Genomic DNA, 15,988 nt, shown 5'->3' with positions numbered 1-15,988 from the left:
GAAACGCGTCCGTCCCTTGACGCCGGGCTCCCCCCGGCACAGTGTGTCTCACCACCTGAGTCGTGATGCGCCATGCGCAACAGCCGCTCGGGTCGCGGGGCTCAGGCCCTAGATTCACCGCGACGACGGTGAGTCACGACTGGGAGGTGAGGGGTTGACGGCCGTGACCGACGGCGCCGGTTCCGCCGCGACGACCCCCGCGGACGACGCGGCGGCGACCCCCGCGATCTCCGTCCGTGACCTCTGGATGGTGTTCGGCCCGAAGGCCGCCTCCGTACCCGGGAACGCCGAGCTGCTCGAGCTGAGCCGGCGCGACCTTATGCAGCGCACCGGCAACACCGTGGCCGTGCGCGACGTGAGCTTCGACGTCGCGCCCGGCGAGGTTTTCGTGGTGATGGGCCTGTCCGGGTCGGGCAAGTCGACCCTGGTGCGCTGCCTGACCCGGCTGATCGAACCCACCGCGGGCCGCGTGGTGTTCGAGGGCGAGGACATCCTCGGAGCCGACGAGAAGCGACTGCGCGAACTGCGCCGGCACAAGTTCGCCATGGTGTTCCAGAACTTCGGCCTGCTGCCGCACCGCAAGGTGCTCGACAACGTCGCCTACGGTCTCGAGGTCCGCGGCGTGGGCAAGGCCGAACGGCACGCCAAGGCCCTGGAGGTGATCGAGCTGGTCGGCCTGTCCGGTTACGAGAACTCCTACCCCGAGCAGCTTTCCGGCGGCATGCAGCAGCGGGTCGGGCTGGCCCGCGCGCTGGCGGTCGACCCCGACGTGCTGTTGTTCGACGAACCGTTCTCCGCGCTCGACCCGCTGATCCGCCGCGACATGCAGAACGAGGTCATCCGGCTGCACCGCGAGCTCGGCAAGACGATGGTCTTCATCACCCACGACCTGTCCGAGGCGCTGAAGCTCGGCGACCGGATCCTGATCATGCGCGACGGCCGGACGGCCCAGCTGGGCACCGGGGACGAACTGGTCGGCGCCCCGGCCGACGAGTACGTGCGCGACTTCGTCAGCGACATCCCCAAGGGCGACGTCCTGACCCTGAAGTGGATCATGCGCCCGGCCACGGACGACGACCCGCTCGACGGGCCCGAACTCGGGCCCGACGTCGTGGTCCGGGAGGCGACCCGGGCCGTGCTGGCCGCCGAGAAGCCGATCCGCGTGGTCGAGGACGGAAAGCTGCTGGGGATCGTCGGCGACGAGGAGATCCTCGCCGTGGTCGCGGGAAAGCTCGAGGAGAGCGCCTAGTGGCCACGGTGGCCGCGACGCCGGCGCAGGGGGTGCGCAGGCCCGGCCGCGGGGCGCTGGTGGTCGGCGTGCTCCTGCTGTGGCTCGTGGCGGCGACCGCGCTGGCCGGCCGCTGGACGCTCCCGCTGGCCCCCGCGGACCTGACCTGGCTGCACGAACGGCTCAACGACCTGAACGACTGGGTCGGCCTGCACCGCAACAGCAACCCGGTCTTCGTCTACGGCTTGAACCAGATCAGCGACGCCGTCGGCGGCCTGATCACGTTCCTGCAGCACCTCGTCTCGGTGCCCGTGTTCCCGCGGCCGGTGCCGCAGGTCGGCTGGCTGGGCGTGGTCGCGCTGATGACGCTCGTCGCAGGCGCGGTCGGCACCTGGCGTACCGCGCTGCTGGCGGCCGCCGGGTTCGTCTTCCTCGGCCTGCAGGGACTGTGGACCGAGAGCATGGACACGCTGGCGACCACGGCCGGCGCCGTGCTCATCTGCCTCGTCATCGGCATCCCGGTGGGGGTCTGGGCCGGGATCTCGCCACGGTTCCACCGGCTCCTCGAACCGGTCCTCGACTTCCTCCAGATCATGCCCAGTTTCGTCTACCTGGCCCCGCTCACGCTGCTGTTCCTGATCGGCCCGGCCTCGGCCGCGATCACCACGGTGATCTACGCGATCGCACCCGTCATCCGGTTCACGGCCCACGGCATCCGCACCGTGCCGCCCACGAACGTCGAGGCGGCCACGTCGCTGGGCGCCACCCGATGGCAGCGGCTGCGCACGGTCCAGCTGCCGATGGCCGGGCACTCGATCGTGCTGGGCATCAACCAGACCATCATGGCGGCCCTCGCCATGGCCACGATCACGGCCCTGATCGACGCACCGGGGCTGGGCAAGACGGTCCTCAAGGCGCTCCAGACGCTGGACGTCGGGACGTCGTTCAACGCCGGCTTGGCGATCGTCGTGCTGGCCATCGTGCTGGACCGCACGGTCGCCGCCGCCGGCCGACGTGCCGAGGCCGCCCGGGACCGGCCCGCGTGGGCCGCGGCCGCGCGGCCCTGGGTACTGAGCGGCGGGGCCGTGGTCGCCGTGGTCGCCGTCTACCTCTCGCGGACCTACCTGTGGGCGGCGGAGTTCCCCACGACCGTCGGCGGGACCGACATCACCGTCGGCAGCGACATCGCCCGGTACACGGGCCAGGTCACGGACTGGATCGGGCTGAACGCCTCCGGGGTCACGGGCGGCATCAAGAACTTCGTCACGCTCGTCTCGATCGACCCGCTGCAGGACCTGCTCACGTCGTCCCCGTGGTTCGTCGTGATGGCGGCCGTGGCCGGCCTGGCCCTCCTGCTGGCCGGGTGGCGCACGGCGCTCGCCACCGTCGCCCTGCTGGCTCTGCTGATCGGCACGGGCGTGTGGCAGGACGCGATGGCCACCCTCGCGGCGACCATCGTGGGCGCCCTCCTCGTGCTGGCGCTCGGAGTGGGGTTCGGGGTCTGGATGGCCCGCAGTCCGGCCGTCGACGGCCTGGTGCGACCGGTCCTCGACGCCGCCCAGGTGATGCCCGCCTTCGTCTACCTCGTGCCCTTCCTCGCCCTGTTCTCCGCCAGCCGCTTCACGGCCATCGTGGCGGCCGTCGTGTACGGCGCTCCGGTCGCGATCAAGGTGGTCGCAGACGGCGTGCGCGCCGTCTCACCGTCCGCGGTCGAGGCCAGTACGGCCGCGGGATCCACGGCCTGGCAGCAGATCACCAAGGTCCAGCTGCCGATGGCCGTGCCGTCGCTCGTGCTCGCCGTGAACCAGAGCATCTGCTACGTGCTGTCCATGGTCGTCGTCGGCGGCCTGGTCGGTGCCGGAGCCCTCGGTTACGACGTCGTCTCGGGCTTCTCGCAGGGCCAGCTGTTCGGCAAGGGCCTGGCCGCCGGCCTGGCCATCGTGCTGCTCGGCGTCCTGCTGAACGAGATCACCCATGCCGCCGCCCGTCGGGAACGGGTCGGTTAGGAACGCCCGCCACCGTCTGCGGTGGCCTGACCAGGAGGTACGACACACCGTGCGACTGACACACCGAGGCAGCCGAAGGCTGCTGACCATCCCCGCGGCCGCCGTGGCCGCGGCGCTGGCCCTGGCCGGCTGCGGCGGCGGTGACATCGACAACGCGGAGTCGTCGGCGTCGGCCGCCGGCAAGTGCGGCGCCCTGAACATCGCCGTCAACCCGTGGGTGGGCTACGAGGCGGACGCCGCCGTCGTCGCCTACGTCGCGCAGACCAAGCTGGGCTGCACCGTCACCAAGAAAGACCTCAAGGAAGAGGTCTCCTGGCAGGGCTTCGGCACCGGCCAGGTCGACGTCGTCCTGGAGAACTGGGGCCACGACGACCTGAAGAAGAAGTACATCGAGGATCAGAAGACGGCCGTCGAGGTGGGGCAGACCGGCAACAAGGGCATCATCGGCTGGTACGTGCCGCCGTGGCTGGCCGCGGCGCACCCCGACATCCTCGACTACAAGAACCTCAACAAGTACGCGAAGAACTTCAAGACGTCGGAGTCGGGCGGGAAGGGCCAGCTGCTGGACGGCGACCCCTCGTACGTCACGAACGACGAGGCGCTGGTGAAGAACCTGAAGCTGGACTACAAGGTGGTGTACGCCGGTTCGGAGGCCGCGCTGATCACCGCGTTCCGGCAGGCCGAGGCGAAGAAGCAGTGGCTGATCGGCTACTTCTACGAGCCGCAGTGGTTCCTGTCGGAGGTCCCGCTCAAGAAGGTCGCGCTGCCCGCGTACACCGCCGGCTGCGACGCCGACGCGGCCAAGGTCGCCTGCGACTACCCGCTCTACAACCTGGACAAGATCGCTTCGACGAAGTTCATGAACTCGGACAGCTCCGCCGTGACGCTGATCAAGAACTTCAACTGGACCAACGACGACCAGAACGTCGTGGCCAAGTACATCGCCCAGGACAAGATGTCGGACGAGGACGCGGCCAAGAAGTGGGTCGACGCCAACCCCGACAAGGTCAACGCCTGGCTCGCCGGGGCGTGACCGGCCGGTAGGCAGCTCGACAGCATGCCCCCACCGGCCGACCGGTCGGTGGGGGCATGCTGGTTTGCGAACGTCGTTGCGGGGTCGAGGAGGTAAGGCCGTGACCGGACCGGAAGTGGTGATCGTCGGGGCGGGTGTCGTGGGCGCGGCGCTGGCCGAGGAGCTGTCGGCCCGCGGCTGGGACCGGATCACCGTCGTCGACCAGGGCGAGCTGCCCACCCCGGGCGGATCCTCCTCGCACGCACCGGGTCTGGTGTTCCAGACCAACGGTTCGAAGACCATGACCGAGCTGGCCCGGTACACCGTCGAGAAGCTCGTCTCGCTCGATCTGGACGGCGACCCGTGCTTCCTGCAGGTCGGCGGCCTCGAGGTCGCCACCACGCCCGAACGGCTGGCCGAGCTGCACCGCCGGTGCGGCTGGGCCACGTCCTGGGGGCTCGACGCGCGGGTCGTCGGGCCCGACGAGTGCGTCGAGCTCTACCCGCTGCTCGACCGCTCGAAGGTTCTCGGCGGGCTGCACGTGCCGACCGACGGCCTGGCCAAGGCCGTGCGCGCGGTGCTGGCCCAGTTGCGGTTGGCCGAGTCGCGCGGGGTGCGGGTGCTCGACCGCACCGAGGTGCTCGACGTACTGCGGGAATCCCTGCCGGACGGCCGTTCTCGCGTCACCGGCGTGCGGACGTCCGCCGGTGACCTGACCGCCGACCTCGTCGTCTGCTGCGCGGGCATCTGGGGGCCGAAGGTGGCCGGGATGGTGGGCATGTCGCTGCCGCTGACGCCCCTGGGCCACCAGTTGGCCTGGACCGGGCCGGTGCCGTCGATGACCGGGCTGGCGCAGGACGCCGGGGGGCCGGAGTGCGCACGGCCGATCGTCCGGCACCAGGACGCCGACCTCTACTACCGCGACCGCTTCGACGCCGTGGGTATCGGCTTCTACGGGCACGACCCGATGCCGGTCACGGTCGACTCCATCCTGTCGCCCGAGGCGGCGCCGGTGATGCCGTCGGTGCTGGAGTTCACGCCGGAGGACTTCGCACCCGCCTGGGCGCAGTCGCAGTCGCTGCTGCCGGATCTCGGCGGAGCGCAGCTGGCCGAGGGCATCAACGGCCTGTTCTCGTTCACCACCGACGACATGCCGCTGCTGGGGCCCTCGCGCGACGTCGACGGCTTCTGGGTGGCCGAGGCCGTCTGGGTGACGCACTCGGCGGGCGTGGCCCGCGCGGTGAGCGAATGGCTGGTCGACGGTCACTGCACCTCGTTCGACCTGCACGAGTGCGACGTGAACCGGTTCGAGAACCACCAGCTGGCGCCGGCCTACGTTCTGGAACGCTCGTGCCAGAACTTCGTCGAGGTCTACGACATCAAGCACCCGCTGGAGCCGATGGTGAAGCCGCGCCCGATGCGGCGCTCGCCGTTCCACGCCCGGCAGGTCGAGCTCGGGGCGTACTTCCTGGAGGCCGCCGGCTGGGAGCGTCCGCACTGGTACGAGGCGAATTCCGTTCTCCTGGAGGGACGTTCGGTGCCCTCGCCGGACGCCTGGGCCGCCCAGCACTGGTCGCCGATCGCCGCGGCCGAGGCGCAGGTGACCCGCGAGCGGGTGGCGATGTACGACATGACCGCGCTGGCCCGCCTGTCGGTGGCCGGCCCGGCCGCCACGGCCTTCCTCGAGCACGTGACCACCGGGTCGGTCGGCAAGTCGATCGGGGCGGTGACCTACTGCCTGCTGCTGGACGAGGACGGCGGTGTGCACTCCGACGTCACCGTCGCCCGGCTGGGTGAGACCCACTACCAGGTGGGGGCGAACGGCCCGCTCGACCTCGACGCCCTGGTGCGCCGGGCGCGCGACTTCGGCGGGCACGTGACCGTCGAGAACATCACCGCCGGGACCTGCTGCATCGGCCTGTGGGGCCCGCTGGCCCGCGAGGTCCTGCAGCCGCTGACCGACTTCGACCTCTCGAACGACAACCTGAAGTACTTCCGCGGCGCGCAGTTCCATGTCGGCACCGTGCCGGTCACCGCGCTGCGGCTGTCGTACGTGGGGGAGCTGGGCTGGGAGCTGTACACGACCGCCGACCAGGGCCTCACCCTGTGGGACGCGATCTGGACGGCCGGGCAGGAGCACGGCCTGATCGCGGCCGGGCGGGCGGCCTTCAACTCGCTGCGCCTGGAGAAGGGCTACCGGTCGTTCGGCACCGACATGACGTACGAACACTCGCCCTGGGAGGCCGGTCTCGGCTTCGCGGTGCGCCTGGCCAAGGACGACTTCGTGGGCCGGGCGGCCGCCGAGAAGCGCCAGGGCGACGTGCCCCGACGGCTCACCTGCCTCACCGTGCGCGGCGACGAGCTGGGTGGGGACGGGATCGTGCTCGGCAAGGAGCCGGTGTTCTCGGGCGACGCGTGCGTCGGCTACGTGACCAGCGCGGCCTACGGCTACACGATCGGGACCGGGATCGCCTACGCCTGGCTTCCCGCCGAACTCGCCTCCGTCGGAACGGAACTGACGATCGGCTGGTTCGACCGGCGACTGCCCGCCACCGTGAGCGCCGAACCACTGGTCGACCCGGACATGAAGCGCATCCGGGGCCTCTGATGACCCGGGTCGCCATGTGGTCCGGCCCGCGGAACATCTCGACCGCGATGCTGCGCTCGTTCGGGGCCCGGTCGGACACGGTCGTGGTGGACGAGCCGATGTACGCCTACTACCTGGCGCGAACCGGCCTGCAGCACCCCGGCCGGGACGAGGTGCTGGCCGCGCAGCCGACCGAGTGGGCCGACGTCGTGGCCGGGCTGCTGGCCCCACTGCCACCGGGAGTGACCGTCCAGTACGTGAAACACATGACGCACCACCTGCTCACGCGGCCCGACGAGGAGTGGTTCGACGCCTGCCGGCACGCCTACCTGATCCGCGACCCGGCGAAGGTGGTGGCCTCGTACGCGCAGGTCCGGGACGAACCGACGCTCGCCGACCTGGGTTTCGCGCAGCAGGTGGCCATCTGGCGCGAGCACCCGGGCCCGGTCGTCGACGCCGACGCGCTGCTGGCCGACCCCCGGGGCGCCCTCGCCGCCCTGTGCGAGGCGCTCGAGATCCCGTTCCAGGAGTCCATGCTCAGCTGGGCCCCCGGGCCGCGCGACACCGACGGGGTGTGGGCGAAGTACTGGTACGCGGGCGTCGAGTCGTCGACCGGGTTCGCGGCCCCGCGAACCGGGGCGACCGTCGTCCCCGAGCGCCTGCGGCACCTGATCGACGAAGCTCGGCCGTACTACGAGGAACTCGCGGCGCAGCGGCTGGTCTGAGCGGGGGTCAGACGGGTTCTCCGTGGGTCGCGGCGTGGTCGCGGTAGAGCGCGGCCACCCGCAGCGTGACCGGGCCGACCTGACCGTTGCCGATCGGCCGGCCGTCGATGCGGGTGACCCCTGCGACCTCACCCATCGTCCCGGTGCAGAAGACCTCGTCCACGGCGTACATCTCGGCCTGAGAGATGTCCCGCACGACGACGGGAAGGCCCGAGGAGGGCGCGATCTTCAGGATCGTCGCCCGGGTGATGCCCTCGGGGCAGGCGGCCGACGTCGGCGTGTGCAGCGCGCCGTCGACGACGGCGAACAGGTTGGTGGCGTTGGTCTCGGCGACGAAACCCCGCTCGTCCAGCATCATCGCGTCGTCGGCCCCGGCCACGTTCGCCTCGAGCTTCGCGAGGATCGAGTTGAGCAGGTTGTTGTGGTGGATCTTCGGGTCGAGCACCGCCGGCCCGGGCCGCCGCACGCTCGCGGTCACGAGGCTCAGCCCGGACGTGTCGTAGACCGGCGCCTTGTGCTCGGGCAGCACGATCAGCGTGGGCCCGGCCTGGTTCAACCGCGGGTCCATCCCGCTGGTCACCTTGACGCCGCGGGTCAGGGTGAGCCGGATGTGCACGCCGTCGGTCATCCCGTTGGCGCGCAGCGTCGCCGACACCGCGTCGACGATCTCGGCGTGCTTGGGGATGTCGACGAAACCCAGGGCCAGGGCCGAACGCCGCAGCCGGTCGAGATGCTCGGTCAGCCCGAAGATCTTGCCGGAGTAGAGGCGCAGCCCCTCCCACACCGCGTCGCCGCCCTGGACGACCGAGTCGAAGGGCGAGAGCCCGGGCTCGTCGCGGTGCCGCAGCACCCCGTTCACCCAGTACCGGACATCCGCGTTGCGCTCGTCGTAGTTCTGCAGCACCCGGCCATCATGCCCCCCGGCGCCGGTTCAGGCGAGGCCGTCGACGGTCCGGTACACCAGGTCGGAGGCCTCGTGGAACAGTTCGTGACCGGCCCCGGGGGCGCGCACGAACCGGCCACCGTCACCGAGCGCGGCCAGTTCCTTCAGCGTCGTGGTCAGCGACGGGAGGACGGTGGCGCAGAAGGCGCTGTCCCCGTCGCAGTCCTCGTCGAACATCACCGCGTAGGGCAGGGAGCCGGGCAGCGTGCCGGTGAGCTCGGAACTGGGCCGCAGGTCGACCTTCTCGTCGTTGTCCCCGGCGTAGAACGCCACCTCGTCCTGGTACTCCGTCGGCTTCTCGACCTTGTGCACCCGCGGCAGGTAGGCCGTCGCCGGCGGCACGGGGTTCATCGCGACGAAGCCCGCGGCCCGGTCGGGGTGCAGTTCGGCGTACCGCAGCGCGATGTTCCCGCCCAGGGACTGCCCGACGATCACGAACGGTCCGCGCAGCGGGGTGGCCGCGGCGAAGGCGTCGAGGTCGGCGACCAGGTCGTCGAGCGGACGAGGCGTCGTGGCGGGCGGGCTGCTGGTCCCGATGCCGGCCCGGTCGTACGAGCAGGCCAGCGTGGTGGCGGCGAAGTGTTCCTCCAGGGCCTGCAGCTGGCTCTGCCCGGATCCGTCGCCGGCTTCGAGAATGATGGCGGGACGCCCCTTCTGGACGCCTCGACAGTGGCCGGAGACGGTCCGCCCGGCGACGTGGGCCGTGACGGCCCCGACCACCGCAGGCTGTGCCGCCGACGCGCTCGAGGGGCCCGGCGTCGTCCCGGCCCCCGAACCCGACGAGCAGCCGGCGGCCATCAACGTGACGGCCAGGAGGCCGTAGATCCTGACGTTCCTCACACCCCGAGCATGCTCACGCGCACGCGGGCGTACGAGGGTGCTGCCCCTACGACCCCGGCGTGCCAGCCCCTGCCCCGGGCTGGTCCTTGGTCAGGTGCAGAAGCCAGTCGGCGTCCGTCTTGATGAGCGCGTAGCGGGCCGCCCTCCGCTCACCGTGCAGCACGAAGACGAACCGGTGGTCGTCGGCGTCCTCCAGCTCCCACCACCCGTGGTCGGCGATGAACTTGTGCTCGTCGGTGTAGGTGGCGTGCTCCAGCTCGTGGTCGGGCACGGCGACCGCCAGCCGGTTGCGCCGGGGTGAATCGGGCAGGCCCCGCGGCAGCGCCCACGAGCGCAGCACGCCGCCCTGTTCCAGGCGCAGGTCGAAGTGCGGCCGCGGCTTGCGGTGGTCGTGCAGCACGAACACCGGACGGTCGTCGCTCACCCCGCCGAGTGTGACGCTGAGGCACCGGAACCGCCTCCGGAACGCCGAGTGCGGCGCCCACGACTCACACTCGGCGTCCGCGGGCCAGGGTCACCGCGCCCGCCCCGAAGAACGCCACCGCCGCCCCGCCGTACGACAGTGCCGCCCCGCCGGCGTCCACGAGCACGCCCGCGACCGCCGTCCCACCGGCCGCCCCGGCCGTGATGGCCGCGCTCAACAGAGACTGGACCTCGCCGCCGCGCCCCTTCCCGGCGTGGGCGTCGGCCAGGTTCTGCTGGATGATCGTCGAGGGCGCGATGAAGACGCCCGCGGTCGACAACAGGACGACGGCCGCCACCACGGCGGCCACCGCCGGCGAGTCGGTGGGGGTGAGCCAGGCGGCGTACCCGGCGGCCAGCAGCATGCCGAGGGCGACGCCCGAGGGCACGAACCGCAGCCGCTGCCAGTCGGAACCCGGCCAGGTGCGCGCCCCGTACACGAGGCCGCCCAGGGCACTGCCGCCCGCGACGCCCAGGTAGAGCACGCCGAGCAGCTCGCGGTGCCCGAACAGGCCCTGCGCCGTCGCCGCGACCGCCACGTCCAGCCCCCCGAAACCGGCCGCCAGGAACGCTCCCGACGCCAGCACGGTGACGACCGCCCGGCTCCGGAACAGCGACAGGCGCGGCCCCGCCGGAACGTCCTCGCCGACCGGCCTGTGCGGGCGGACCGCCCGCGACGCCGACGTCGAGACGTACGCGAGGGTGCCACCCGCCAGTAGCACGGCCGTCACGATCAGCGGCACCTCGGCAGGGGTCGTGGCCAGCAGGAGCGACAGCACGAGCGGCCCGAGCAGGAAGACCATCTCGATCGCCACGGCCTCGAGCGCGTACGCCGCCTGCCGGTCGTCCTCGGCGGGCAGCAGGCCCTGCCAGGCCGCCCGCATCGCCGGTGACACGGGCGGGAAGCTCACTCCGGCGCCCGCGGCCAGCCCGGCCAGCCCGGCGGCAGGCATGCCGCCCACGGCGCCCAGCGCCAGCGCGACGAGGAGGACCGCCGAGATCAGGGCGGGCGGGGCCAGCACCCGGGCCTGCCCGTGCCGGTCGAGCAGCCGCCCCCAGAACGGGGTCCCGACCGCCGATCCCAGCGCGAAGCAGGCCGTGACGGCCCCGGCCAGCGCGTACGAACCGCGCGCCTCCTGGACGAGCAGGACGGCGCCGAGCGTGGCCATCGAGATCGGCAACCGGGCGACCGTCGCCGAGACGAACGCGACCAGGGCGCCGGGGACCCTCAGGAGGGCGAGATACCGCTGCACGCCGCTCATACTCCCGGTGACCACCGCATCGCCCCCGATGGGGGCTCGCTATCAGGGGTTTGCGGGAGGGTGAGCGAACTCGTGGGCGGCGTCGAGGAGCCAGTCGGCGAGGTAGCCGGCGAACGACGGGCGCACGAGCAGCAGGTACTCGTCGTCGCCGGGCTTCTGCAGGATGACGTTCAGCCGCGAGAGCAGGGTGACCGCGCACCAGCTCTGGCCGGGCTCGTCGACCGTGGTCGCGCGGGCGTGCAGGTCGAGGGCGCAGCCCTTCTCGAGGACGGCGGTCGCGGCGGTCCCGCGCAGCCGCACCGTCGTGCGGTTGGCGGACAGGTCGACGACCGAGGCGCGCTCGTCGCCGGTCACGGCTTCGGTGAGCACGGCGACGAGGTCGTCGCCGTCGGGGCCGAGCAGCAGCCACTCGTCCGGACCGAGCCACAGGGCCGACCGATCTGCCTGGGTCGCAGCCCGGTTCGGGCCGGGCAGGGCGAAGCCCAGGGCCCCCTGGACGGCGCCCGCGGCCGGAGTGCCGGGCGTCACCCTCAGGTTCACCTGGGTGAGGTGCGGGAGCTCCTCGATCGTGACGGCCTCCGTCGCCGGAAAGGCACGGCCCTGCAGTGCCGACCGACGGTGAAGAATGCCTCCATCACCAAGATTTCCTTGATCACGGGGGAGGGTGGGGTCGCCGTCACGGCGGGCGCCGTCGGGGTCGTACAGCACGGGGTCGGCGAGAACCGCCGGGATGACCTGGCCGTCGCCGACGGCGAGCACGGTGGAACCGAGCCGGTCGCGGCCCCCGGCCACCAACCCGAGGGCGAAAGCGCGCGGTGAATCGAAGGTTCCGAGCGCAGCACTGCGGTAGCTCGACGTGACGTGGCCGATCATCGGGACGCGGGCGCCGCCGGCCGGCAGGACCAGTGGGCCCGGCGCGAGCCGGCCGTCCTCGACGACCTGGGCCCCCTCGGGGATGAGCACGGTGGGGTCGACGGGCAGGAGGCCGACCAGGTGCCGCCGGTCGGGGCGACTCGCGTCGGGGCGGCCGAACGATCGCTTGCCCACGAAGTCCTTGGCCTTGGAGACGATCCAGCTCATCCCCAGGTCGTACGGGGTGACGGTGCCGTCGGTGTCCTGCCCGATGATCGGGTACCCCTTCTCGGCCCGCAGCACGTGCATCGCCTCGGTGCCGTAGGGGGTGATGCCGAACTCGGCGCCCGCCGCGTGCACCGCCTCCCACAGCGAGAGCCCGTACCAGCCGGGCACCTTGAGCTCGAAGGCCAGCTCGCCCGAGAACGAGATCCGGGCGACGTACCCTGCGACGTCGCCCGACCCACCGGCGAAGGTCACCTCCCGGAACGTCATGAAGCCGAAGGCGTCGGCGGAGACGTCCAGCCCGGGCAGCACTCTCGCCACCACGTCGCGCGAGCGCGGACCGACGACGGCGGCGGTCGACCACTGCTCGGTCGCCGAGGTGTTGGCGACCCGCAGGTCGGGCCACTCGGTCTGCAGCCATTCCTCCAGCCAGTCGAGGATCTTGGCTGCGTTGCCCGTGGTGGTCGACATGAGGTACCGGTCCGGCGCCAGGCGCATCGTCACGCCGTCGTCGATGACCATGCCGTCCGGCCCGCACATCAGGCCGTAGCGCGCGGAGCCGACCGGTAGCTTCGCAAAAGCATTGGTGTACATGCGGTTCAGGAACTCCGGGGCGTCCGGACCGACGATCTCGATCGTGCCCAGCGTGCTGGCGTCCATCATCCCGACGGAGGACCGCGTGGCGTGGCACTCACGCAGCACGGCGTCGTCCATCGACTCGCCGTCGCGCGGGTAGAACCGGGGGCGCTTCCACTGGCCGACGTCCTCGAACACCGCCCCGTGCGCGACGTGCCACGGGTGGATCGGGGTGGCCCGCACCGGGTCGGCGAGCGCACCGACCTCGCGGCCGGCGAGGGCGGCGAACAGCACCGGATGGGACGGCGGGCGTTGCCCGGTCGCCCCGAGAACCGCCACCTCCAGCCCGGTCAGGCCCGCGACGAGGCCCGCCGCATTGAGCCCGGCGGTGCGGCCCTGGTCGTGCCCGGTGCCGATGGTCGTGTACCGCTTCACGTGCTCGAGGTGGTGCAGGCCGGCCCCGACGGCGCGGGCGACGTCGGCCACGGTGGCGTCCCGGTGGAGGTCGACGAAGTGGTCGTGCAGCGTGGCCGGGTCGGCGTTCTCGGCCCCGGCGATCCAGACCGGTCGCGGGGCGTCGCCGTGCGGGGGCAGCCCGTCCCGGGCCGCGCCGACCACGGTGACCCCGGGCGGTGCGACGTCGGGCAGGAACGCGGAGCACCGCTCGTCCCAGCGGACCGTCCCCCGGGCCTGGGTGAACAGGTGCAGGTCGGGGCTCCAGCCGCCGCCGACGGCCAGCAGGTCGGCCTCGAACGTCCGGCCACCCGCGAGAACCGCTGACACGCGCCCGGTCTCGTCACCCCGCGTCCCGGTGACCACCTCACCGGGATAGACCTCGACCCCGGCCGCGCGCACCCGGTCGACGAGCTCCGGGGGCGGCGACGGGCGCGAGTCCAGCAGCGCGGCCACGGGAACCCCGGCGCGCACGAGGGCCAGCGCCGTCCGGTACGCCGCGTCGTCGACCGTCGCCACGACGGCGCGCGAGCCCGGCGCGACCGCGTACCGCTCCAGGTACGTGTGCACCGCCCACGACAGCATCACCCCGGGCCGGTCGTTGTCGGCGAACACCAGCGGCCGCTCGTGCGCGCCGGTGGCCAGCACGACCCGCCGGGCCCGGACGTGCCAGACCCGTTGGCGGGAGACGCCTTCCGGGGCCGGGGCCGGCAGGTGGTCCGTGCGCTTCTCGACGACGAGCGCGTAGTTCGCGTCGTACAGCCCGACGGCCGCGGCCCGGGTCAGCACCGTGAGGTCGGGGGCCGGGTCGAGCGGGCCGGCGAGGTGCGGCCGCTCCTCCACCAGCAGGACCCGCTCACCCGCGGCCGACGCCTGCGCCGCGGCCTCCAGCCCGGCGTCGCCCCCACCGACCACGAGCACGTCGACGTGCACGTACCTCGCGTCGTACCGGGACAGGTCGCGCCCACCGAGTCGCCCGATGCCGGACAGCGAGCGCAGCTCGAGCCCGTCGACCAGCTCGAGTGTCGTCATCGGCACCAGCGGTTCGGTCGCCGCGCCCGACGGCCAGGACTCGACCTGTACGAACGCGTTCGGCTCGGTGGGGCCGGCGGTGAGGATGCCCCGCGGCCGGCCGCGGTAGATCGAGCGCCCGACGTGGATCACGCCCGAGGCGAGCAACGCCGAGGCCACCGTGTCCCCGCCGAACCCGGCGTACGTCGTCCCGTCGAGCGTGAACCGGCGCACGTCGGAGCGGTCGACGACACCACCGGTCTCGAGTCGCCTCATCGAGCCTCCCCCGGCCGGTAGACCCGCAGGAACTCGTTGGTGGCGGTGTCGCGCACGGCGTTGAACCAGCGGCGGCACCCGGCCGCGTGGACCCAGCGTTCGGCGAACGGGCCCTTGGGGTTGTCGCGGAAGAACAGGTACTGCGCCCAGTCCTCGTCGGACAGTGCCGAGGGGTCGGCCGGGTACGCGACGTGGGCCTGACCGCCGTAGCCGAACTCGGGCTCTGGGCGTTCGCCGCACCAGGGGCAGGTGATGAGCAGCATCAGTGCGCCACCGCCGCGGCTCCGTGCTCGTCGATGAGGGCCCCACTGGTGAACCGGTCGAGGCTGAACGGCGCGTTCAGCTCGTGCGGTGCACCGTGCGCGACCGTGTGGGCCAGCACGTAGCCGACGGCCGGGGTGGCCTTGAAACCGCCCGTCCCCCAGCCACAGTTGACGTACAACCCCTCGAACGGCGTGAGCCCGACCACGGGCGATGCGTCGGGCGTGACGTCGACGATGCCCGCCCACGTCCGCAGCACGTGGGCGCCCGCGAACATCGGGAACAGCTCGACCGCGGCGGCCATCTGGTGCTCGATCACGTGCACGGACCCGCGCTGCCCGTAGCCGTTGTACCCGTCGACGCCCGCGCCCATCACCAGTTCGCCCTTGTGCGCCTGGCTGACGTAGACGTGCACGTGGTTGCTCATCACGACCGTCGGGTGCACCGGCTCGAGCAGCTCGGAGACGAGGGCCTGCAAGGGGTGGCTCTGTACCGGCAGCCGCAGGCCGATCGTGTCGGCCAGTACCGACGAATGTCCGGCCGCGGCCAGCACGACCGACCCCGCGGCGATGTCGCCCCGCGGGGTGCGCACCCCGGTGACGCGGTCGCCGTCCCGGAGCAGTTCGGTGACCTCGCAGTGCTGGACCAGGTCGACGCCGAGCCGGTCGGCCCCACGGGCCAGCGCCCAGGCGACGTGGTCGTGCTTGGCGATGCCGGCGCGCGGCTGCCACGTGCCGCCGAGCACCGGGTACCGGACGTCCTCGGAGAGGTTGACGATCGGGCAGACCTCGGCGACGCCGTCGCGGTCGAGCCACTCGCCGTCCACGCCGTTCAGCTGGTTGGCGTGCACCCGGCGCTTGCCCTCGCGGATGTCGCCGAGGGTGTGCGCCAGGTTGAGCACCCCACGCTGGCTGAACAGGAAGTCGTAGTCGAGCTCGCCGGGTAGGCCCTGCCACAGCTGCAGGGCCTTCTCGTAAATGCCGGCGCTCTCGTCCCAGAGGTAGTTGGACCGGATGATCGTGGTGTTGCGGGCCATGTTCCCGCCCGCCAGCCAGCCGCGTTCGAGCACCGCGACGTCGGTGATGCCGTGGTGCGCGGCCAGGTAGTAGGCGGTGGCCAGCCCGTGCCCGCCCGCGCCGACGATCACCACGTCGTAGGCCCGCTTCGGCTCCGGCGAGCGCCAGAGGACGTCGGGGTGCTGCTGGCCCGTCTGCCCGTGCACGGAACTCCCTGCGCCTCGACGATTTCGGAAAGTCACTGACACCCGAC

General features: G+C 72.2%; 10 protein-coding genes and 2 pseudogenes. 5 read left to right on the top strand and 7 right to left on the bottom strand.

Features of this window, described 5'->3' with window-relative positions; all coding sequences use genetic code 11:
- Positions 1-247: 247 nt before the first annotated feature.
- From ACIB24_RS04905 to ACIB24_RS04885, 5 genes are all read left to right on the top strand, one after another.
- Entirely contained in the window at positions 248-1,249 is a 1,002-nt protein-coding gene (locus ACIB24_RS04905) for a glycine betaine/L-proline ABC transporter ATP-binding protein (protein WP_398276769.1), read from the top strand.
- Positions 1,249-3,234, top strand: a complete 1,986-nt coding sequence (locus ACIB24_RS04900) for an ABC transporter permease (protein ID WP_398275957.1) — start codon at positions 1,249-1,251, stop codon at positions 3,232-3,234. The genes ACIB24_RS04905 and ACIB24_RS04900 overlap by 1 nt, the downstream gene beginning before the upstream one ends.
- Positions 3,235-3,313: 79 nt before the next feature.
- Positions 3,314-4,267, top strand: a complete 954-nt coding sequence (locus ACIB24_RS04895) for an ABC transporter substrate-binding protein (protein WP_398276766.1) — start codon at positions 3,314-3,316, stop codon at positions 4,265-4,267.
- 100 nt (positions 4,268-4,367) lie between these two features.
- A complete protein-coding gene (locus ACIB24_RS04890; protein ID WP_449619052.1) occupies positions 4,368-6,854 on the top strand; it encodes a GcvT family protein in 2,487 nt (828 codons plus the stop codon).
- Positions 6,851-7,558, top strand: a complete 708-nt coding sequence (locus ACIB24_RS04885) for a sulfotransferase-like domain-containing protein (RefSeq protein ID WP_449619054.1) — start codon at positions 6,851-6,853, stop codon at positions 7,556-7,558. The genes ACIB24_RS04890 and ACIB24_RS04885 overlap by 4 nt, the downstream gene beginning before the upstream one ends.
- A 7-nt stretch (positions 7,559-7,565) precedes the next feature.
- Here the strand turns inward: ACIB24_RS04885 and ACIB24_RS04880 are convergent, their stop codons facing one another.
- The 7 genes and pseudogenes from ACIB24_RS04880 to ACIB24_RS04850 form a co-directional block, all read right to left on the bottom strand.
- Entirely contained in the window at positions 7,566-8,462 is an 897-nt protein-coding gene (locus ACIB24_RS04880; protein ID WP_398275951.1) for an aminotransferase class IV, read from the bottom strand.
- A gap of 27 nt (positions 8,463-8,489) precedes the next feature.
- Entirely contained in the window at positions 8,490-9,341 is an 852-nt protein-coding gene (locus tag ACIB24_RS04875) for an alpha/beta fold hydrolase (protein WP_398275948.1), read from the bottom strand.
- A gap of 46 nt (positions 9,342-9,387) precedes the next feature.
- Positions 9,388-9,765: a DNA polymerase ligase N-terminal domain-containing protein gene (locus tag ACIB24_RS04870; RefSeq protein WP_398275945.1), complete on the bottom strand. Its 378-nt coding sequence runs from the start codon at positions 9,763-9,765 to the stop codon at positions 9,388-9,390.
- 64 nt (positions 9,766-9,829) lie between these two features.
- On the bottom strand, positions 9,830-11,056 hold the full coding sequence (locus ACIB24_RS04865; RefSeq protein ID WP_398275942.1) for an MFS transporter: 1,227 nt from the start codon (positions 11,054-11,056) through the stop codon (positions 9,830-9,832).
- A 51-nt stretch (positions 11,057-11,107) separates the two neighbouring features.
- Positions 11,108-11,560, bottom strand: a pseudogene (locus tag ACIB24_RS23005) (sarcosine oxidase subunit gamma); the annotation flags it as partial.
- 177 nt (positions 11,561-11,737) lie between these two features.
- Positions 11,738-14,721: pseudogene (locus tag ACIB24_RS04860) on the bottom strand (sarcosine oxidase subunit delta family protein); the annotation flags it as partial.
- The gene (locus tag ACIB24_RS04850) at positions 14,721-15,941 is read right to left on the bottom strand and encodes a sarcosine oxidase subunit beta family protein (RefSeq protein ID WP_398275933.1); all 1,221 of its coding nucleotides are present in this window, start codon (positions 15,939-15,941) and stop codon (positions 14,721-14,723) included. The gene ACIB24_RS04850 and the pseudogene ACIB24_RS04860, both read right to left, overlap by 1 nt.
- Positions 15,942-15,988: the final 47 nt, after the last annotated feature.

Origin of the sequence: Spongisporangium articulatum, assembly GCF_044465595.1 — a bacterium.
GTDB classification, from domain to species: Bacteria; Actinomycetota; Actinomycetes; order Actinomycetales; family Kineosporiaceae; genus Spongisporangium; species Spongisporangium articulatum.
Note: the sequence above shows the minus strand (reverse complement) of the source record. Positions and strands in the feature narration are given on the sequence as shown.

Coding starts and splice junctions, on each gene's coding strand:
- ACIB24_RS04905 (WP_398276769.1), top strand. CDS start 248: ATGGTGTTCGGCCCGAAGGCCGCCTCCGTACCCGGGAACGCCGAGCTG.